Source organism: Dickeya oryzae, assembly GCF_020406815.2.
Lineage (GTDB): Bacteria > Pseudomonadota > Gammaproteobacteria > Enterobacterales > Enterobacteriaceae > Dickeya > Dickeya oryzae.
The window spans coordinates 1,904,073-1,923,274 of record NZ_CP162670.1 but is presented as its reverse complement, the minus strand read 5'-3'; the positions used below and the strand labels follow the sequence as shown (position 1 = coordinate 1,923,274).

At 57.2% G+C, this 19,202-nt stretch carries 18 protein-coding genes; 8 read left to right on the top strand and 10 right to left on the bottom strand.

The annotated features are described in order from the left end of the window. Positions 1–68 precede the first annotated feature (68 nt). Positions 69–1,310 (top strand): peptidase T, encoded by a 1,242-nt coding sequence (gene pepT, locus LF929_RS08340; protein WP_226093651.1) that lies wholly within the window; start codon positions 69–71, stop codon positions 1,308–1,310. On the opposite strand, the gene LF929_RS08335 is transcribed toward pepT, so the two are convergent. Continuing rightward, the gene (locus LF929_RS08335) at positions 1,302–2,177 is read right to left on the bottom strand and encodes a helix-turn-helix domain-containing protein (RefSeq protein WP_226093652.1); all 876 of its coding nucleotides are present in this window, start codon (positions 2,175–2,177) and stop codon (positions 1,302–1,304) included. The two genes, pepT and LF929_RS08335, sit on opposite strands and share 9 nt — an antisense overlap. Positions 2,178–2,405: 228 nt before the next feature. Between LF929_RS08335 and LF929_RS08330 the strand changes: the two genes are divergently transcribed. Continuing rightward, positions 2,406–3,302 carry a DMT family transporter gene (locus LF929_RS08330; protein WP_226093653.1) on the top strand — a complete coding sequence of 299 codons (897 nt, stop codon included), beginning with the start codon at positions 2,406–2,408 and terminating at the stop codon, positions 3,300–3,302. Between the two features lie 4 nt (positions 3,303–3,306). Here LF929_RS08330 and rhlE read toward each other — a convergent pair whose 3' ends face one another. Then, entirely contained in the window at positions 3,307–4,677 is a 1,371-nt protein-coding gene (rhlE, locus tag LF929_RS08325; protein ID WP_226093654.1) for an ATP-dependent RNA helicase RhlE, read from the bottom strand. Between the two features lie 444 nt (positions 4,678–5,121). Here rhlE and hlyD point away from each other — a divergent pair, with 444 nt between their 5' ends. The 6 genes from hlyD to clsB all read left to right on the top strand — a co-directional run bounded on the left by hlyD (position 5,122) and on the right by clsB (position 12,303). Beyond that, positions 5,122–6,126, top strand: a complete 1,005-nt coding sequence (hlyD, locus tag LF929_RS08320) for a secretion protein HlyD (RefSeq protein WP_038908309.1) — start codon at positions 5,122–5,124, stop codon at positions 6,124–6,126. Continuing rightward, positions 6,116–7,867, top strand: coding sequence for an ATP-binding cassette domain-containing protein (locus LF929_RS08315; protein WP_038904713.1), 1,752 nt, complete (start codon positions 6,116–6,118; stop codon positions 7,865–7,867). Before hlyD ends, LF929_RS08315 begins: the two co-directional genes overlap by 11 nt. After that, positions 7,851–9,071 carry an ABC transporter permease gene (locus LF929_RS08310; RefSeq protein WP_210177159.1) on the top strand — a complete coding sequence of 407 codons (1,221 nt, stop codon included), beginning with the start codon at positions 7,851–7,853 and terminating at the stop codon, positions 9,069–9,071. Before LF929_RS08315 ends, LF929_RS08310 begins: the two co-directional genes overlap by 17 nt. A 55-nt stretch (positions 9,072–9,126) precedes the next feature. After that, complete coding sequence (locus tag LF929_RS08305; protein ID WP_038908314.1) at positions 9,127–10,233, top strand: ABC transporter permease; 1,107 nt, start codon at positions 9,127–9,129, stop codon at positions 10,231–10,233. A 91-nt stretch (positions 10,234–10,324) separates the two neighbouring features. Further along, on the top strand, positions 10,325–11,095 hold the full coding sequence (locus LF929_RS08300; protein WP_210177160.1) for an endonuclease/exonuclease/phosphatase family protein: 771 nt from the start codon (positions 10,325–10,327) through the stop codon (positions 11,093–11,095). Further along, a complete protein-coding gene (gene clsB / locus LF929_RS08295; protein WP_226093655.1) occupies positions 11,092–12,303 on the top strand; it encodes a cardiolipin synthase ClsB in 1,212 nt (403 codons plus the stop codon). The genes LF929_RS08300 and clsB overlap by 4 nt, the downstream gene beginning before the upstream one ends. Before the next feature lie 368 nt (positions 12,304–12,671). On the opposite strand, the gene LF929_RS08290 is transcribed toward clsB, so the two are convergent. The 8 genes from LF929_RS08290 to moaB all read right to left on the bottom strand — a co-directional run bounded on the left by LF929_RS08290 (position 12,672) and on the right by moaB (position 19,186). Then, on the bottom strand, positions 12,672–13,382 hold the full coding sequence (locus LF929_RS08290) for a Bax inhibitor-1/YccA family protein (RefSeq protein WP_012885126.1): 711 nt from the start codon (positions 13,380–13,382) through the stop codon (positions 12,672–12,674). Between the two features lie 184 nt (positions 13,383–13,566). Beyond that, positions 13,567–14,601: an ABC transporter ATP-binding protein gene (locus LF929_RS08285; protein ID WP_226093656.1), complete on the bottom strand. Its 1,035-nt coding sequence runs from the start codon at positions 14,599–14,601 to the stop codon at positions 13,567–13,569. Further along, the gene (locus tag LF929_RS08280) at positions 14,598–16,100 is read right to left on the bottom strand and encodes an iron ABC transporter permease (RefSeq protein ID WP_226093672.1); all 1,503 of its coding nucleotides are present in this window, start codon (positions 16,098–16,100) and stop codon (positions 14,598–14,600) included. Before LF929_RS08280 ends, LF929_RS08285 begins: the two co-directional genes overlap by 4 nt. A 124-nt stretch (positions 16,101–16,224) precedes the next feature. Beyond that, positions 16,225–17,241: an iron ABC transporter substrate-binding protein gene (locus LF929_RS08275; protein WP_038904721.1), complete on the bottom strand. Its 1,017-nt coding sequence runs from the start codon at positions 17,239–17,241 to the stop codon at positions 16,225–16,227. A gap of 247 nt (positions 17,242–17,488) precedes the next feature. Then, positions 17,489–17,941 (bottom strand): molybdopterin synthase catalytic subunit MoaE, encoded by a 453-nt coding sequence (gene moaE, locus LF929_RS08270; protein ID WP_226093657.1) that lies wholly within the window; start codon positions 17,939–17,941, stop codon positions 17,489–17,491. 1 nt (position 17,942) lies between these two features. Then, entirely contained in the window at positions 17,943–18,188 is a 246-nt protein-coding gene (gene moaD, locus LF929_RS08265) for a molybdopterin synthase sulfur carrier subunit (protein WP_226093658.1), read from the bottom strand. Then, positions 18,185–18,667 carry a cyclic pyranopterin monophosphate synthase MoaC gene (gene moaC / locus LF929_RS08260; RefSeq protein ID WP_226093659.1) on the bottom strand — a complete coding sequence of 161 codons (483 nt, stop codon included), beginning with the start codon at positions 18,665–18,667 and terminating at the stop codon, positions 18,185–18,187. The genes moaD and moaC overlap by 4 nt, the downstream gene beginning before the upstream one ends. A 6-nt stretch (positions 18,668–18,673) precedes the next feature. Continuing rightward, positions 18,674–19,186 (bottom strand): molybdenum cofactor biosynthesis protein B, encoded by a 513-nt coding sequence (gene moaB / locus LF929_RS08255; protein ID WP_038904723.1) that lies wholly within the window; start codon positions 19,184–19,186, stop codon positions 18,674–18,676. Positions 19,187–19,202 lie beyond the last annotated feature (16 nt).

The window sequence follows — 19,202 nt, the reverse complement described above, 5'->3', positions numbered from 1 at the left end:
ACGAAGCCTTTGATTATGGTTGAAAACAATACCGAACCTTCCATGGGGTTTACCAATAAGGATCCGTTATGAGTGATAACCTGACGCGCCAGTTGACCGACCGTTTCTACCGCTATCTGGCGGTCACCAGCCAGAGCAACGCTGCGGCGACCACGCTACCGAGCACACCAGGTCAGATGGCGATGGCCCGCCTGTTGGCAGAGGAGTTGCGCACCCTGGGGCTCTGCCAGATAGTGTGCGACGAGAATGCTACCGTCACCGCGGTGAAACCGGGCAATACCCCGTCTGCGCCACGTATTGGTTTTATTACCCATATTGATACCGTAGATGTCGGCCTGTCACCGGATATTCACCCGCAAACCTTACGTTTTACTGGCGAAGACCTGTGCCTGAACCTGGAACAGGATATTTGGTTGCGCGTCAGTGAGCACCCGGAGATTCAGCCCTATCGCGGTCAGGAAATCATTTTCAGTGACGGTACCAGCGTGTTAGGGGCCGACAACAAAGCCGCCGTCACCGTGGTGATGACGCTGCTGGAAAACCTGCGTGATGACCAGCCACATGGCGACATTGTCGTCGCGTTCGTGCCGGACGAAGAAATTGGCTTGCGGGGTGCGAAAGCGCTGGACCTGACGCGTTTCAACGTTGATTTCGCCTACACCATCGATTGCTGTGAATTGGGTGAAGTGGTGTACGAGAATTTTAATGCGGCATCGGCGGAAATCCGCTTTACCGGTGTGACCGCCCACCCGATGTCAGCCAAAGGCGTGCTGGTTAACCCCGTTCTGATGGCGCACGATTTCATCAGCCAGTTTGATCGCCAGCAGACCCCGGAACACACCGAAGGGCGGGAGGGATATATCTGGTTTAACGACATCCACGCCAACGCCAATGAAGCAGTGCTGAAAGCCTCGATCCGTGATTTCGATCTGGCCCGGTTTGCACAGCGAAAACAACAGATACACGACGTCGCCGCACAGCTTGCCGCGCAGTACCCAACCGGTCAGGTCAGTTGCACCATCGCTGATATTTACAGCAACATCAGCAACGCGTTGGGGGATGACCGGCGCGCGCTTGACCTGCTATTCGCCGCCATGAGCACACTGTCGATTACCCCGAACGTGATTCCGATGCGCGGCGGTACCGACGGCGCGGCACTGTCAGCCAAAGGCATTCTGACGCCGAACTTTTTTACCGGCGCGCACAACTTTCACTCACGCTTCGAGTTTCTGCCGGTGCCGTCGTTCGTTAAATCGTATCAGGTGGCATTGACGCTATGCCAGCTCGCGGCACAACAGCCATCAGTCTGAGCGGTACTGGCGTAGCGCCGACGGTGTGATGCCGTATTCAGCGCGAAAGCGCTGGCTGAAATGACTGGCGGAGCTAAACCCGCAGGCCAGCGCAATATCAGTAATGGAACGACTGCTATGGCGTAACCACTGTTCCGCCTGCGCCAGCCGCCGCTTCATCACATACTGATGCGGTGCCATCCCCTCACTCTGGCGGAACATGCGTGAAAAGTGAAACTCACTCAGCCCGGCTTCCATCGCCAAATCCGACAGGGTCAGCGGTTCCCCCAGTTGGGCATCAATTCGCGCTTTTACCCGCCGCAACACCGCCGGTGCCAGCCCGCCGCGACTACCCGGCGTCTGCCACTGTAACTGGCTGTATTGACGCAGCATGTGCAGCATCACCATCGTTGATGCAGAACTCAGCATCATCTGACTGGCGGGGTCGTCCCAGTTACCGGTCAGCAAAAAATGGCGATACAGTGCTTCCAGTGCCGGGTCGGCGACAAAAATGCGCTCATCCAGCCGGATAGACGCCGGGCTGCGATCCCAGGTTTGTTCCGCCAGTTGACGCAAGTGCCGATCGGTACAGTAAAAGTGGGCAAAACGCAGGCTACCGCGAATATCCCAGGTGGACTGGCTCTGCTGCGGCATCAGGCAAAAACGTCCCGGCGCACCACCGTTAAACCACCCATCCGGGCGCTTGTGGTAGCTTTCGTACCCATCCTGCACGTACATACTGAAGGTATGATGACGGGTATTTTCCAGCGTGACCCGATCGTGACTATTCTGCCAGACCGCCAGTTGCACCTGATTATCCAGCGTCACGGTTTGCTGCAACCGGGTTTTATAATGCTGTAACACGTCGAAAGCGTCGTACTGGCTCATTGTTCACCCTGAGAAACATCCCCTCTGGCCAACAGAGTAAAACAAGCGCTCGCTATTAGGAATGAGTCTGTACGCACCGGCCCCGACAATCCAGCGTCGCTCCATTTCACAGTTGTCGCCGCACGACAGAAAAAACCGCAGGATTCTGTTACTCACCGCAACCTGCTGACAGCCAGCCTCTCGACAATGCCGGATAATGAGCGCCTGTGTAGGGTCTGGAGTATAACAATGAATAGCCTGCTTTATAGCGCCGTCGTGCTGATCTGGGGGACAACCTGGATAGCCATCAGTTTTCAGCATGGTAACGTACCACCGGAAGTGTCGATTTTCTGGCGTTTTGCCAGTGCCTCGACGCTGCTGATGGCATTTTTGATCCTGACGCGTCGCCTGCGTCCGTTGAGTGGACGTGCGCATGTATTGTGCATGGCGCAGGGGGCCACCGTCTTCGGTCTTAATTTCTTCTGTTTTTATCATGCCGTTGCCTGGATCCCGAGCGGGTTGGAGTCGGTGATTTTTTCGATGGCAGTGCTATTTAACGCCTTCAATAGTCGGCTGTTTTTCGGCACACGGCTAAGCCGTAATGTGATGATCGCCGCCCCGCTGGGGCTGGCCGGTATTCTCCTGCTGTTCTGGCACGACCTGTTGCGTCTTAACAGCAGCCCGCAACTGCTCTGGGGCGTCGGTTTGAGCCTGCTGGGGACATACGGTTTCTCACTCGGCAATATGATAAGCGCCCGTCATCAACACAGTGGCCGGGACATTATGACGACCAACGCCTGGGGCATGCTGTACGGAGCGCTGGCAATGGGGCTGATAGCGTTGATGCTGGGTTACCGCTTCACGCCAGAATTCTCGCTGCAATACCTCGGCTCGCTGTTTTATTTGTCGCTGTTTGGTTCGGTGATTGGGTTTGGCGCTTACTTTGCGCTGGTCGGGCGGATCGGTGCCAGTCAGGCGGCGTATGCGACCTTGCTGTTTCCGTTAGTGGCGCTTTCAGTCTCCACATTGTACGAAGGGTACGTGTGGCGCAGTAATGCGGTGCTGGGATTATTGCTGATTCTGGCGGGCAATGCGGTGATGTTTTATCGCCCCCGGCCACAGCCGGAGGCGAAAACCGCCATCTAGTCGATTATTGCGCGTTAGCAGGCTTATTACGCGGCGGGCGACGGCGAGCAGCAGGTTGCCCTTCCGGACGGCCTGCCGGGCGAGCGCCGCCGTCACGACGTGGCTGAAGTGGACGATCGCCTTGCGGACGTGCAGAGGCTCTTTCACCTTGTGGGCGATCCCCCTGACGTGGTTCGCCGCCCCGGCCGCCGCGTCCACCCTGACGGCCGTTTTGGATCGGCTCGGCCTTGATGGTTGGGTCCGGCTCGTAACCCGGGATGGCGATGCGTGGGATCTCCCGCTTCAACAGACGTTCGATATCGCGCAGCAGCTTGTGCTCATCAACGCACACCAGCGACAACGCTTCACCAGTCGATGCGGCTCGCCCGGTACGACCAATGCGGTGTACGTAATCTTCCGGTACATTCGGCAGTTCGTAGTTCACCACGTGCGGCAACTGATCGATATCCAGCCCACGCGCGGCGATATCGGTCGCCACCAACACACGGATGTCGCCGTCTTTGAAATTCGCCAGTGCACGGGTACGCGCGCCCTGACTCTTGTTGCCGTGGATAGCGGCAGCGGTGATGCCGTCTTTATTCAGCAGTTCCGCCAGATGGTTAGCACCGTGCTTGGTACGGGTAAACACCAGCACCTGCTGCCAGTTGTGCTTGCCGATCAGGTGCGACAACAACTCACGTTTGCGTTTCTTATCGACAAAATGCACGTGTTGCGTCACCAGCTCGGACGGGGTATTGCGGCGCACCACTTCCACCGAGGCCGGATTGGTAAGCAGCTTGCCAGCCAGCTCTTTAATCTCGTCGGAAAAGGTGGCCGAAAACAGCAGATTCTGCCGTTTAGGTGGTAATTTCGCCAGCACCCGGCGAATATCATGGATAAAGCCCATATCCAGCATACGGTCGGCTTCATCCAGTACCAGAATCTCTACCTGCGACAGGTCAACCGCGTTCTGGTGCTCCAAATCCAACAGACGCCCTGGGGTGGCAATCAGAATATCGACGCCGCCACGCAGCTTCATCATCTGCGGATTAATGCTGACGCCGCCGAATACCACCAGCGAGCGCAAGCGCAGATATTTGCTGTACGCCTGAACGTTTTCGCCGATCTGTGCCGCCAACTCACGGGTTGGCGTCAGGATCAACGCTCGCACCGGGCGACGACCTTTCGCCAGTACCGGGCGTTCGTTCAGCAGTTGCAACAGCGGCAAGGTGAAACCGGCGGTTTTGCCGGTGCCGGTCTGGGCGCTAGCCATCAGATCGCGCCCTTCCAGCACAACCGGAATCGCCTGACTCTGAACCGGCGTCGGCTCACGGTAGCCCTGCTCTTCCACAGCGCGCAAAATATCGGCACTCAGACCGAGGGATTGAAAAGACATAACGAGAACAACTCCAGAGTCACCCTACCCGGTATCTACCGGTGCAGTTTTTAGGGTGATGACAGATGGGTTCCGCGTCGCGTCGGCTTGTATGCCGCACAACGCCGACTCCAGATGAATGGGCACAAACTACGGTGCATGACTGCCTGCGATTGTAACAGGAAATCGCTTGTTTGAGGAATTTTTATCTGTCGATCACATTTTATCCTCTGCATTGTGCGCAAAATAGTTTTGCTCTTTATGGATATCAATTAGTTACTGATTATAAAGCCCATTCCTCCACCGCAGCGCCTGTGAAGGGGGGTGAAACCGCCCCGTCAGCAGTCAGCATGCGGCAAACTGTTGAATGAGCGATTATTCTTACAGTGATGCCATCGTCCAGTGGGAGAGGCCATCCCGCGCTCGATGGGCACAACCAGGACGCAAGAGCACATCGGGAGCGCTATGAATAAGAAAACAGGGCTGTGGCTGGCACTGGCGGTCGTGATTATCGCAGCCGTCGGTTACGGTCTGGTGCAGCATCGCCATCAGCAAAATACGCCGCTGACACTGTACGGCAATGTGGATATCCGCAGTGTTAATCTGGGTTTCAGGGTGGGTGGACGCCTGGCGGCACTCAATGTGGATGAGGGCGATGTCGTTCAGCCCGGACAACAGTTAGCCCGGCTGGACAGCGCGCCGTTGCAAAACGCGCTGCAACAGGCGAAAGCCAGCGTCGCCAACGCACAAGCGCAGCTGGCGCTATTACAGGCGGGCTACCGCAGCGAAGAAATCGCGCAGGTACGCTCTCAGGTGGAGCAGGCGCAAGCCGCCTACGACTACGCCAACAGCTTCTACCAACGACAGCAAGGATTGTGGAAGCAACACACCCTCGCCGCCAACGCACTGGAAGACGCCCGCTCGACACGCAATCAGGCTCAGGCAACATTGCAGGCCGCACGGGAAAAACTCAGCCAGTATCAACGGGGTAACCGACCGCAGGAAATCGCTGCCGCCGAGGCTGCGCTGGCACAAGCGCAAGCCGCCGAAGCGCAGGCGCAACTCAATGTACAGGATACCCATCTGTATGCACCCTCCCCCGGCGTGATCCTCACCCGTGCGGCTGAAGTCGGCAGTATGCTGAATGCGGGCAGCACCGTCTTTACCCTGTCGCTAACCCACCCGGTGTGGATTCGCGCTTACGTCAGTGAACCGCAGTTAGGGCGTGCTGCACCGGGGGCAAAGGTGCTGATTTACACCGACAGCCGTCCGGGACGCCCTTATCATGGCCGTATCGGCTTCGTCTCACCCAGTGCTGAATTTACGCCCAAGAGTGTTGAAACCACGGCGCTTCGCACCGACCTGGTGTACCGGCTGCGTATCATTGTGGACGATGCAGACGACGGCTTGCGTCAGGGAATGCCGGTCACACTCACGCTGGAACAGGATAAGGCCTCACATGACCAGTGATGTACCGCTTATCCACCTTGATGCGCTGGAAAAACGCTTTGCTGGCCGGGAAAAACCGGCACTGGCGCAACTGAGTGCGGATATTCGCGCCGGGGCGGTCACCGGGCTGGTAGGGCCGGACGGAGCGGGCAAAACCACGCTGTTGCGCATGCTGGCCGGGTTACTGACACCCAGCGCAGGCACCATTCGGGTGATGGGACTCGACCCGATAGCCGATGACCGCCAGCTACACGCCCGACTGGGCTACATGCCGCAGAAATTTGGTCTGTACGAAGACCTCACGGTGATGGAAAACCTGACGCTCTACGCCGACCTGCGGGGCATTACCGGTGATACCCGGCGTGCCACGTTTGAGCGGCTGTTGCAGTTTACCGATCTCACCCGTTTTACCACCCGGCTGGCAGGCAAACTCTCTGGTGGTATGAAGCAAAAGCTCGGGTTGGCCTGTACGCTATTGGGGCAACCCAACGTGCTGCTGCTGGATGAGCCAGGCGTCGGTGTCGACCCCATCTCCCGTCGTGAGCTGTGGCGCATGGTGCACGAGCTGGCAGATGATGGCATGCTGATTCTGTGGAGCACCTCTTATCTGGATGAGGCGGAACAGTGCCGCGATGTATTGCTACTCAACGATGGCGAACTGCTCTACCGGGGCGCGCCCGCCGACCTGACGCAACAGATGGCGGGCCGCTGCATTCTGCTCGACCAGCCGGACAGTAATCACCGCCGCCTGCTACAACAGGCGCTGCGTCAGCCACAGGTGAGCGATGGGGTTATTCAGGGGCGCTACGTGCGGTTGATCCTAAAACCACAGGCAGACCGCGACGCCTTACTGCATGCCCTCAACCTGCCCCCTGATCGGGTGCAAAATACCGCGCCACGTTTCGAGGATGCGTTTATTGACCTGCTGGGAGGCGGCCCCAGCGCCACCTCGTCACTGGCAGCGATTTTGCCACAACTGGATACCCATCGCCGGGAAACGGTGATCGAAGCGCGTAACCTGACAAAAAAATTCGGTGATTTTGCCGCCACCGACCAGGTAAATTTTCAGGTTCGTCGTGGTGAAATCTTCGGTTTGCTGGGGCCAAACGGTGCCGGTAAATCCACCACCTTTCGTATGATGTGCGGCCTGCTGACACCCACCGATGGTCAGGCGCTGGTGCTGGGTATGGATCTCAAAACTGGCTCCGGGCGAGCACGCCAGCACCTCGGTTATATGGCGCAAAAATTTTCGCTCTACGGCAATCTGACGGTAGAACAGAACCTGCGCTTTTTCTCCGGCGTATACGGCCTGAGCGGCCAGCGTCAGCAGGAAAAAGTGAACAGCATGGCGCAGGCGTTCAATTTCCATCCCATTTTCCAACAAACACCGGATTCGCTGCCGCTTGGCTTTCGCCAGCGGCTGGCGCTGGCCTGCGCGTTAATGCACGAACCGGATATTCTGTTTCTTGACGAACCCACCTCCGGCGTCGACCCATTCACCCGACGGGAGTTCTGGCAGCATATCAACGGCATGGTGGACAAAGGCGTGACCGTCATGGTCACCACCCATTTTATGGATGAAGCCGAATACTGCGACCGTATCGGGTTGGTATACCGGGGACGGCTTATTGCCAGCGGTACGCCGGACGATCTCAAGCGGCAGGCGGCCTGCGACGATACACCGGAGCCAACCATGGAACAGGCGTTTATCACACTGGTACAGGCTTACGACCGGGAGGTGACGCATGCCGCAAGACCTTGATGAACAGCACCGTGGTGAACAGCACCTTGATAGCCAACACCGTGATGACCAGAGCGTTGATAAAAAACGCCTTAACGATCAACGTTTTTCCTGGCGACGGCTGCGCGCGCTGTGTCTGAAGGAAACCCGCCAGATCCTGCGCGACCCCAGCAGCGCACTGATTGCCTTCGTCATTCCACTGTTGCTGCTGTTTATTTTCGGTTATGGCATCAACCTCGACTCCAGCCGTTTGAACGTCGGCGTGTTGATGGAACAGCACAGCGCCGAAGCCAATAGTCTGGCGCGCGCCTTTACCGGTTCGCCCTTTTTGGCCGTCACCCTGAGCGACAACCGCCCGGCGTTGATAGAGAAGATGCAAGCTGGGCAAATTCGCGGCTTAGTCGTTATCCCCGCCGACTTCGCTACCCGCCTGGCGCGCCCACAAGACTCGGCACCGATTCAGGTGATCACCGATGGCAGCGAGCCTAATACGGCGCAGTTCGTGCAGGGCTACGCCCAGGGGATATGGCAACTCTGGCAGCAGCAATACGCGCAAGACAACGGCAGCCATTACCAACCGCTGATTGACGTACAGACACGCTATTGGTTCAACGCCGCCGCCATCAGCCGCCATTTCATCATTCCCGGTGCCATCACCATCATCATGACGGTGATCGGCGCTATTCTGACCTCACTGGTGATCGCCCGCGAGTGGGAACGGGGCACCATGGAGGCATTATTATCAACCCAGGTCACCCGCGCAGAACTGCTGCTCACCAAATTGCTCCCCTACTACGTGCTGGGCATGATTGCCATGGTGCTGTGCGTGGTGGTGGCGGTATTTGTACTCGGCGTACCGTATCGTGGTTCGCTGTGGCTACTGTTTGGCATGAGCAGTTTGTTTCTCGCCAGTACGCTGGGTATGGGGTTGCTGATTTCCACCCTGACCCGCAACCAGTTCAACGCCGCAATGGTGGCACTTAACGCGGCATTTCTGCCTGCGGTAATGTTGTCCGGGTTTATCTTTGAAATTCACAGTATGCCGGTGTTGGTACAGGCGGTATCGTACCTGATCCCCGCACGCTATTTCGTCAGCACACTGCAAACCCTGTTTTTAGCCGGGAACATCGGCAGCGTGTTGCTGATGAATCTGTTGTTTTTGATGACATCAGCGGTGTTTTTCATTGGCCTGACCGCCTGGAAAACCCGGCGGCGGCTCGATTAGATCCGAAGCACGACCATGGACAGTGACGCCCAGAGCGGCACGGAGGAAAAAGCGTATGTTGCATCGCCTGTGGACGCTGATCCGCAAAGAGCTTCAGTCATTGCTGCGCGAGCCACAGACTCGCGCCATCCTGGTATTACCGGTACTGCTGCAGGTGCTGTTATTCCCGTTTGCCGCTACGCTGGACGTCACCGACGCCACCATCGCCATTTACAGCGAAGATAACGGCGCGGCATCCGTCGAACTGACCCAGCGTTTCGCCAGTGCCAGTGCATTTTCGCGGGTCATCCTGTTGCACAGCCCACAGGCAATCGCCCCAACGATTGATGACCAGCGCGCGCTGCTGCTGGTGCGCTTTCCCGCTGATTTCTCCCGCCAACTGGCAAACAATTCACCGACCAGCCTCCAACTGTTGCTTGACGGACGCCACTCCAACAGTGCCCAAATTGCCGCCCGCTATATTCAACAAATCGTACAGGACTATCAGCAGGAGCGAATCACGTCCCCGACGCTGACGCACCAAAGTAACCTGGTGATCCGTCACTGGTATAACCCGAATCTGGACTACAAGTGGTTTGTGGTGCCGTCGCTGGTGGCGCTGATCACCACGATTGGTGTCCTGATCGTCACCGCGCTGTCGGTGGCACGTGAGCGGGAGCAAGGGACGCTGGAGCAGTTGTTGGTGTCACCGCTCTCTACCGGGCAAATTTTCGTCGGCAAAGCTGTGCCAGCGCTGATTGTCGCCACCGTGCAGGCCAGTATCGTGCTGGCGGCGGGTATCCTTGCTTACCGCATTCCGTTTTCCGGTTCGCTATTGCTGTTCTACCTCAGCATGCTGGTATACGGACTATCGCTGGTGGGATTTGGGTTATTGATTTCCACGCTCTGCTCGACCCAACAGCAGGCCTTCATTGGTGTATTTGTTTTCGTGATGCCAGCTATCCTGCTCTCTGGCTATGTCTCTCCGGTTGAGAACATGCCGATGTGGCTGCAACAACTTACCTGGGTTAACCCGGTGCGCCATTTCACCGATATCACCAAACAGATCTATCTGAAAAACGCCAGTATGAGCATCATCTGGCATGGTCTATGGCCGTTACTGACCATTACCGCGACCACGGGCAGCGCGGCTTACGCACTCTTCAGGCACAAGATAGGATAGCGGTGAGCGAATCGTTTGCCTCCGGCGTCAGCGACGTCTTGCCAAATCCTGACTACACTGATTTTCAGCTACTTGGGAACGAGGGAAAGCCATGGGTACCGTTTCGCAATCGCCATTGGGGATTTCTTTCACTGTCCTCACTATCAATACCCATAAAGGGTTCAGCGCACTCAATCGCCGCTTTATTTTGCCTGAACTGCGTGATGCTGTACGTTCGGTGTCCGCCGATATCGTGTGTTTACAGGAGGTGCTAGGCCGTCACTCCACCCATCCGCTACAAGTAGAGCATTGGCCGGACACCCCACACTACGAATTTCTGGCAGAAACCATGTGGAATGATTACGCCTATGGCCGCAACGCTGTCTACCCGGAAGGCGATCACGGTAACGCCGTGTTGTCGCATTTCCCGATTTTTAGCTATCGCAACCTGGATGTATCGGTATCTGAAAAGGACAAACGCGGTATTCTGCATTGCGTACTGAAAGTCCCCAACCGGGATGTACATATCCATGTCGTCTGCGTTCACCTGGGGCTGACCGCCTCGCACCGGCGGCAGCAACTCTCGCTGCTGTGCGACCTGCTGGCCACCCTGCCCGCTGACGCGCCGTTGATTGTCGCCGGCGATTTCAATGACTGGCAGATGAAAGCCAGCGCCTTACTCAAGCGCCGCGCCGGTCTGGAGGAGGTATTCAGTCAACATTTTGGTAAACCGCCCCGCACCTTCCCGGCCCGTTTCCCACTGCTGCGGCTTGACCGTATCTACGTGCGTAACGCCAAAACCAGTGTACCCAAGCTGCTGCCGTCCAAACCCTGGGCGCATTTATCCGACCATGCGCCTCTGGCGGTGGAGATCCATTTGTGAGAACCGAATGGCGCGACGGTAATCACATTGAATTGCTGGTAAATGGCGACGAATACTACCCCAGCGTGTTTGAGGCTATCCACCAGGCCCGCAATCGGGTCGTGCTGGAGACCTTTATCTGGTTTGAAGACAAAGTAGGTTACGCATTACGGGAGGTACTGATTGCCGCAGCGCAACGCGGTGTCAGCGTGGACGCTACCGCTGACGGCTACGGCTCGCACGATCTGTCGCCCGATTTTCTGGCACCGATGATCGAAGCCGGGGTGCGTTTTCATTTTTACGACCCGCGCCCTCGCCTGTTTGGCCTGATGCGCACCAATCTGTTCCGGCGTTTGCACCGCAAGCTGGTGGTGGTAGACGGACACACCGCCTGGATAGGCGGCATTAATTATTCCGCCGACCACCTGAGTGACTACGGTCCGGAAGCTAAACAAGACTACGCGGTGAAAGTACGAGGCCCGGTGGTGGATGACATCTACCGTTTTATGCTGGCGGCACTGGTCCATGATGAAGAACCACATCTCTGGTGGCGGCGACGTTTTCGCCGCCCGGTGCGTAACCCGCATCCCGGTAACGCACAAGCGCTGTTCGTCTGGCGCGACAATGGCCTGCATCGCCGCGATGTCGAACGACAATATTTGCTGATGCTGCGGCGTGCCAAACGCGAAGTGGTGATTGCCAATGCCTACTTTTTCCCTGGCTATCGGTTACTGCGGGCGATGCGCAAAGCCGCACGGCGGCGTGTGCGGGTACGATTGATTATTCAGGGGCAACCGGACATGCCTATCGTGCTGTTCGGTGCGCGCTTGCTCTACCCCTGGCTGGTGAAGGCCGGAGTGGATATTTACGAATACCGCCGCCAGCCATTACACAGCAAAGTGGCGTTGCAAGACGAGTATTGGGCCACCATCGGCTCCAGCAATCTGGATCCGCTCAGTCTGGCGCTCAATCTGGAGGCGAATCTGTTCATTAACGATCGGGGGTTCAACCAGCAATTACGCGATAATCTGCACCAGTTGATACGGGAAGACTGCGTGCAGGTTGACCCGGCACAACTACCGGCACGCTCGTTCTGGCAGGTGCTGAAAAACGTGGTGGTGTTCCATTTTTTGAAACGCTTCCCATCGATGGTCGGCTGGTTACCGGCGCATAGCCCACAGTTAACGCAGGTGGGACACACATCGGAGGATGACGGCGAAAAGAAATGAAAAACACTAAGACTGTCGACAAACAGCCGTGTTGTTTTGTGAACGGAGATGCATGTCTGGTCAGTGAATGGTTTCGTGCGGGATAAGCGGTGTCATTTCTTTGCCGCTTCATCGCACGCACGACAAGGAGAGGTTCAAACGCCACCTCTCCTTGACCACTGGCTTGGTGGCTAAACAGTGGCGCTGCGCGCTACCTTCGGCATTCGCCTTCGCTGTTCGGGCCGTCCGTGACGCGCTCCCGGCGCGGCACGGACTTTCGCCGCGTCCATGCGGCTCACCCGGCGAAGTCGCTTGCCTCAGCACAGTTTTAACGCCGGAAAGCCCCATTATCTGTAACTAAGAAGGGTTGCCAGTAATCTGCAACAACCTCAACGCCGGCTACCGAACAAACGCAACAGCATCAGGAACAGGTTGATGAAATCCAGATACAACGTCAGCGCACCCATGATCGAGTACTTACGGAAGTTATCCTTGTCATCAACTGACAGCTCTTCACCGATGTTTTTCAGTTTCTGTGTGTCATACGCCGTCAGGCCGACAAACACCAGTACACCGATGTAAGTGATGGCAAGTTGCAGCCCTTCACTCTTCAACCAGAAATTCACCAGGGTCGCCAACAGGATACCAATCAGCGCCATAAACAGCATGCTGCCCAGACCGGTCAGGTCACGCTTGGTGACATACCCATACAGACTCATGGCACCGAACATCCCGGCCGTTATCACAAACGTACTGGCGATAGACTCACCGGAATACACGATGAAAATACTGGATAGCGTCAGGCCCGTCAGCGCGGAGTAAAGCATGAACAACGTGGTCGCCACACCACCGCTCAGGCGATGCACCATGCCGGACAGCACAAACACCAGCCCAAGTTGGGCGATCACCAGTCCATAAAAGGTAATTTTGCTGGAAAACACCAGCTGCAACACCGCCGGGGTATTGGCGGCATACCAGGAGACAAACGCCGTCAGCAGCAAACCACAGGTCATCCAACCATAGACCTGCGCCATATAGGTTTGCAGACCCGTGCTGGCTTGTTGAACGATGGAACCGTTAGAACGTGGAAATCGATCCATGATGCAACCTTTGCATGAGAAGTGAAACACAACAGGCTTACGCCCACCTGACTTTCAGCTTAACACAAAACCACGCGCACAACGGGTAACACTTTCTCAACAAGGATCGTAATTCCTGCAAAGCGGGACATGGCCCGACAGGTATCCCCCAACCAACCTACCCGCCGGTTTCCCGCCTGCCGGGTTAGTCAAGCCGATGCGCCCGCCCTGCCACCGTCAGATTGACGCCACAACCCACAACAATCTCTTCCCGACTCACGCTTTTCAGTTCAATCACCTGCGCACCTTGCGTCATGCGCAGACGTAGCGTAGAGACAAATCCGGCAAACTCAATACCGGTCACCACCGCCTGTGGCGTTGCATGAGGTTCGGCCAGCGTGACCTGAATCTGCTCCGGGCGCAACATGATACGCGCCACCCCGGCAGATTGATTATCATCCACCGCGACATCCCCCAGCGCACAGGCGGCACGCCCCCCAGTAAGCTGTGCGGGCAACACCAGTGTATCACCCAGAAACGCGGCGATACCTTCATCCGCCGGACGCAGGTACAGTGACTGCGGCGACCCAACCTGTACTAAGCGCCCCTGGCGCATTACCGCGACCTGATCGGCAAACGACAACGCTTCGGCCTGGTCATGGGTGACCAGAATGGACGCCACACCCGCCTGCGCTAACAGCGCCGACACCGCCTGACGGGTAGCGGCACGCAGGCCGGTATCCAGCGCGGAAAACGGCTCATCCAGTAGCATCAACGCCGGGCGTTGCGACAAGGCGCGCGCCAACGCAACCCGCTGTTGTTGACCGCCGGACAGTTCATGCGGCCACAACGCCGCCAGCCGGGAGTCCAGCGACACCATCTCCATCAGCTCATCAATACGCCGCTGTTTGTCCTGTTTACTGCCCTCAAGCCCGAAGCTAATATTCTGCGCCACGGTAAAATGCGGAAACAACGCACCGTCCTGCGGGACAAAACCGATACCACGCAGGTGCGCAGGCACCCACTGATTCGCATCGGCCACAACGCGTGTTTGCAAACGCACGGTGCCTTTATCCGGCGCTTCAAAACCAGCGATGATACGCAGCAACGTCGTTTTACCGGAACCCGAAGGGCCGACAATGGCGGTACGGCTACCCGGCGCGACCTGCAAGTCGATGCCGTCCAGCACCGTAACAGCGTTAAACGATTTACCGATGCCATAAAGTTCGAGCGTATTCATAAGCCTGCCGTGCGTTTCGATTGGGAATAAAGTAACCAGGTCAGCGGGAGCGACAGTACCACCATGATCAACGCATAAGGTGCCGCCGCCATATAATCAATTTCGCTGGTCAACGCCCAGAAACCGGTCGCCAGCGTCCGGGTGCCGTTGGGTGCCAGTAGCAACGTGGCGGTCAATTCGTTGGTCACCGCCAGAAACACCAATGCCGCCCCAGCCGCCGCACCCGGTGCCGCCAGCCTGAGCGTGATGCGCCACAATGCCCGCCCCGGTGAACACCCCAGACTACGTGCCACGTTTTCCAGCTCAACCGGCGCTTGCGCAATACCCGCGCGTAGGTTGATCAACGCCCGTGGCATGAACATCAACACATAGGCCAGCAGCAGGGTAAACTCGGTCTGATACAGTGGCCGCAACGTATGGATGGTGACCGTCACCAGCGCCAGTGCGACGACAATGCCCGGCAACGCGCTGGTCACGTAATTACACCCTTCCAGCAGGCGATACAGTCGTGAGGGATAACGCACCGACAGCCAGGCCATCGGGAATGCGCACAGCGTAACCAGCACAGCACCGCTGATGCCCAGCCACACTGTCTGGCGCAGCGCGGGCCACAGTTCGTCATTACGCCATACCTCTATGCCGCCAAGCCACAGCCAGCGGGCCAGCGTCACCAACGGGACACCCAGCGCCAGCGTGGTTAACGCCAGCGGCAATAATCCGTACATCAACGCCGCCGGGGACGACAGCCGCCACGGGGTCTGACTGCGGGCGCTACCGGAACCCACGCGAGCATAGCGCGCACGCCCACGCGTCATGGCTTCCAGCGATAACAGCCCCAGACAACACAGCACCAGTACACCCGCCAGCATGTTTGCCGCCAGGCCGTTAAACGTCGACTGGAACTGCTCGAAAATCGCGGTGGTGAAGGTATCAAAGCGGATCATGGCGTACAGGCCGTATTCCGCCAACAGATGTAACGCAATCAGCAGCGAGCCGCCCCATATCGCCAGCCGCAGTTGCGGCAGCACCACACGAAAAAAAACGCGCCAGGGCCTGGCACCCAATGAGGTCGCCACATCTTCCAGGCTGGGATCAAGCCGACGCAGCACCGCTGCCGCCGGCAGGTAAATAAACGGGAAATAGGCGAGCACCGACAGGAATACGCCAGCTGCCAGGCCATTCATGCCGGGCAGCAGACTGATCCAGGCGTAACTCTGGACGAAGGCGGGCACCGCCAGTGGTGCGGTCAGTAACAGCGACCACACCCGGCGCCCCGGCAAGGTGGTACGTTCGGTCAACCAGGCTAACGCCACCCCGAACAGCGTGCAGAGCGGCAACGTGACCGCCACCAGCAACACGGTATTGAGCAGCAGTTCCCCAACCCGGGGCCGGAACACCAGCGTCTTTACCGTTTCCCAGCCCGTCGTCAGGGTCACCCCCACGACGAAACCCAGCGGCAATAACGCCAGCAGCGACAGCAGTACGGCCATCAGCGCCATACTGCCACCCGCTATCCGGTACGGCTTCGCCCCCGAACGCGCTGGTTGTGGCATCCCCACACCAGCGACTTTCCATTCCACATCGGCCATCGGTCTTATTGGACTCCCGCCCTATACTGACGTATTACAGCAGACCGGCTTCGGTCATCAGCTCAACCACTTTCTTGCCGTTGAGTTTGGCCGCATCCACGGAGGGAGCCTGCAAGTCTTTCAGCGGAACCAGTTTCGGGTTGGAAGCCGCATTGACGCCCACGGCGTATTCAAACGCGGTATTGGTGCGCAGCACTTCCTGGCCTTTCTTGCCGGTGATCCACTTCATGAATGCCTGAGCCTGTTCTTTATGCTTGCTCGATGCCAGCACACCGCCGCCAGAGATGCTGACGAACGCGCCCGGATCCTGATGCTTGAAGTAGTACAAACGGATATTTTTACTGTTTTCACCGGTTTTCGCGCCGTCGACAAACGGGTAGTAATGATAGATAACGCCGCTGTCGACCTGACCGGCGTTCACCGCTTTCATTACCGTGCTGTTGCCTTTATACGCCGTGAAATTGGTTTTCATCGCCTTCAGCCAGTCCAGCGTTGCTTTCTCGCCTTTCAGCTCCAGCATCGCGCTGACAATCGCCTGAAAGTCTGCACCCGACGGAGACGCCGCCCAGCGCCCTTTCCATTCTGGTTTCGCCAGATCCATCAATGATTTCGGTAATTGTGCTTCGGTCAGTTTTTCCGGGTTGTAAACAAATACCGTCGAACGGGCAGCGATACCAATCCAGCGCCCGTGGGAGGGACGGTACTGCGGCTCCACCTGCGCCAGTGTGTCGGCATCCAGCGGTGCGAACAGGTTGGCGTTATCCACCAGCACCATCGATGGCGAGTTTTCCGTCAAAAATACGTCAGCCGGTGACGCACTGCCTTCCTGAACCAGTTGGTTACCCAACTCGCTATCGCCGCCGTTACGCAGCGTCACTTTAATACCAGTATCCTGAGTGAAGCCATCTACCCAGGACTTCACCAGGTTTTCATGCTGTGCGTTATAAATCACAATACCTGCATCCTCCGCCTGTGCGCCGAAGGACAGTCCCATCATCAGGGAAGACGCCAGCAATGTGGCGGGGAACAGGGAAGCTATACGCCGTTTCATACCATTATCCTTTTTCACTGTATGGCAATTAACTGTATGACAATAAAAGCGAATCCGGCAAAAAATTACCGCGGCTCATTATCGTTGCATAAAAATAGAAATAAAAATGATTCTTATTAATTATTATTCGAACGCTATAGCGATGCAACTTTTATAAGCGGCTGCTTTTTATCGTTTTTATTCCAGTAGTGAAATCATATCGCCAGCAATGGTGTAGCGGCGGCAATCAATCCACCGCCGTCACCGCTTAGGACCAGCGTTCTGCCGCCTGTCGATCGCTATCACGGGCATCGACCCAACGGTCACCATCCTGCGTGGCTTCCCGCTTCCAGAACGGTGCACGCGTTTTGAGGTAATCCATGATGAATTGCGCCGCATCAAACGCGGCCTGACGGTGGGCTCCGCTAACGCCAACAAACACGATTTCGTCGCCGGGAAAAAGCGCACCGACACGGTGGATCAGGCTGACACGTTGAATCGGCCAGCGCTCACGTGCCGCCTCGATAATCTCAGCCAGCGCTTTTTCCGTCATCCCCGGATAATGCTCCAGAGTTAACGCATTGACGTTATCCCCCAGATTGTGGTTACGCACTTTGCCGGTGAACGTGACGACGGCGCCATCCGTATCGCTGGTTGCCAGCCAGCTGTACTCGTCGCCTACGCTGAACGGTTCCTGCCCTACCCGAATACGCGTGTCCATGTCAGCCTCCGGTCACCGGCGGGAAAAACGCCACTTCGTCGCCATCGGTCAGCGGATGCGTCATCGCCACCAGCGACTGGTTAACCGCCGCCAGCAGTTTGCCGTCTTCCAGCGCCAGCGCCCAGCGGTCGCCCCGTTCACACAGCGCCTGACGCAACGATGACACATCCTGATACTCGGCAGGCAGGGATAACCGGTCAATACCGGTGAGCTCGCGCACCTGCGCGAAAAATAACACCGTAATCATGATGCCTCCGCCTTAAAGTCACCGGATTTACCCCCGCTTTTCGCCAACAGCCGTACCGGCCCTATCACCATGTCTTTCTGCACCGCTTTGCACATGTCATAAATGGTCAACGCCGCGACCGAGGCGGCGGTCAAGGCTTCCATTTCCACCCCGGTCTTACCGGTTAACCGACACAGGGTTTCGATGCGCACCCGGTTATGTTCCGGTTGCGCTTCCAATTCAACGGCCACTTTACTGAGCAATAGCGGGTGGCACAGCGGGATTAACTCCCAGGTGCGTTTGGCGGCCTGAATGCCGGCGATACGGGCAGTGGCGAACACATCGCCTTTATGATGCTTGCCGTCGATAATCATCGACAGGGTATGCGGTGCCATTTCCACAAAGGCTTCGGCACGCGCTTCACGCACGGTCTCTGCCTTGTCGGAAACGTCCACCATCGCCGCTTCACCGGCGGCATTAATGTGGGTCAGTTGTGACATAACAGCTTACTTTTTCAGGTGAGGATAGAGGTTACAGGGTTTCTGGCGCGCATCCAGTTGCTCGCAAATAATCCGCTCCCAGGCGGTACGACAAGCTTTAGTCGACCCCGGCATCGCAAAAATCGCCGTCTGGTTAGCCATACCGGCAATGGCGCGCGACTGGATAGTGGCGGTGCCTATCTCTTCATACGACACCATGCGGAACAGTTCGCCAAATCCTTCGATTTCGCAGTCAAACAACACCCGGATAGCTTCCGGTGCGAGATCGCCCGCGGTAAAGCCGGTACCACCGTTAATCAGAATCACCTGCACATCCTCGCGGGCTATCCAGGCAGATACCTGTGCACGGATGTGGTAGAGGTTTTCACTGACAATCGCGCTGCCCGCCAGATGGTGCCCATCGTGCTGCAATGCTTCGCGCAGATAATCACCAGACGTGTCGTCGTCGGCCGTACGGCGGGAGGATATCGTCATCACCGCCACACGCAGAGGAACAAATTCACTGCTGACCTTGCTCATAAACACTCCGTAACGG

What these genes read in the sequence shown, in the direction of transcription:
- LF929_RS08300 (WP_210177160.1), top strand. Translation starts at nt 10,325, where the DNA reads ATGGGTACCGTTTCGCAATCGCCATTGGGGATTTCTTTCACTGTCCTC.
- LF929_RS08310 (WP_210177159.1), top strand. Translation starts at nt 7,851, where the DNA reads ATGCCGCAAGACCTTGATGAACAGCACCGTGGTGAACAGCACCTTGAT.
- LF929_RS08275 (WP_038904721.1), bottom strand. Translation starts at nt 17,241, where the DNA reads ATGAAACGGCGTATAGCTTCCCTGTTCCCCGCCACATTGCTGGCGTCT.
- LF929_RS08285 (WP_226093656.1), bottom strand. Translation starts at nt 14,601, where the DNA reads ATGAATACGCTCGAACTTTATGGCATCGGTAAATCGTTTAACGCTGTT.
- LF929_RS08315 (WP_038904713.1), top strand. Translation starts at nt 6,116, where the DNA reads ATGACCAGTGATGTACCGCTTATCCACCTTGATGCGCTGGAAAAACGC.
- moaD (WP_226093658.1), bottom strand. Translation starts at nt 18,188, where the DNA reads ATGATTACGGTGTTATTTTTCGCGCAGGTGCGCGAGCTCACCGGTATT.
- moaE (WP_226093657.1), bottom strand. Translation starts at nt 17,941, where the DNA reads ATGGACACGCGTATTCGGGTAGGGCAGGAACCGTTCAGCGTAGGCGAC.
- hlyD (WP_038908309.1), top strand. Translation starts at nt 5,122, where the DNA reads ATGAATAAGAAAACAGGGCTGTGGCTGGCACTGGCGGTCGTGATTATC.
- moaC (WP_226093659.1), bottom strand. Translation starts at nt 18,667, where the DNA reads ATGTCACAACTGACCCACATTAATGCCGCCGGTGAAGCGGCGATGGTG.
- LF929_RS08330 (WP_226093653.1), top strand. Translation starts at nt 2,406, where the DNA reads ATGAATAGCCTGCTTTATAGCGCCGTCGTGCTGATCTGGGGGACAACC.
- LF929_RS08335 (WP_226093652.1), bottom strand. Translation starts at nt 2,177, where the DNA reads ATGAGCCAGTACGACGCTTTCGACGTGTTACAGCATTATAAAACCCGG.
- LF929_RS08290 (WP_012885126.1), bottom strand. Translation starts at nt 13,382, where the DNA reads ATGGATCGATTTCCACGTTCTAACGGTTCCATCGTTCAACAAGCCAGC.
- moaB (WP_038904723.1), bottom strand. Translation starts at nt 19,186, where the DNA reads ATGAGCAAGGTCAGCAGTGAATTTGTTCCTCTGCGTGTGGCGGTGATG.
- LF929_RS08305 (WP_038908314.1), top strand. Translation starts at nt 9,127, where the DNA reads ATGTTGCATCGCCTGTGGACGCTGATCCGCAAAGAGCTTCAGTCATTG.
- pepT (WP_226093651.1), top strand. Translation starts at nt 69, where the DNA reads ATGAGTGATAACCTGACGCGCCAGTTGACCGACCGTTTCTACCGCTAT.
- LF929_RS08280 (WP_226093672.1), bottom strand. Translation starts at nt 16,100, where the DNA reads ATGGCGCTGATGGCCGTACTGCTGTCGCTGCTGGCGTTATTGCCGCTG.
- rhlE (WP_226093654.1), bottom strand. Translation starts at nt 4,677, where the DNA reads ATGTCTTTTCAATCCCTCGGTCTGAGTGCCGATATTTTGCGCGCTGTG.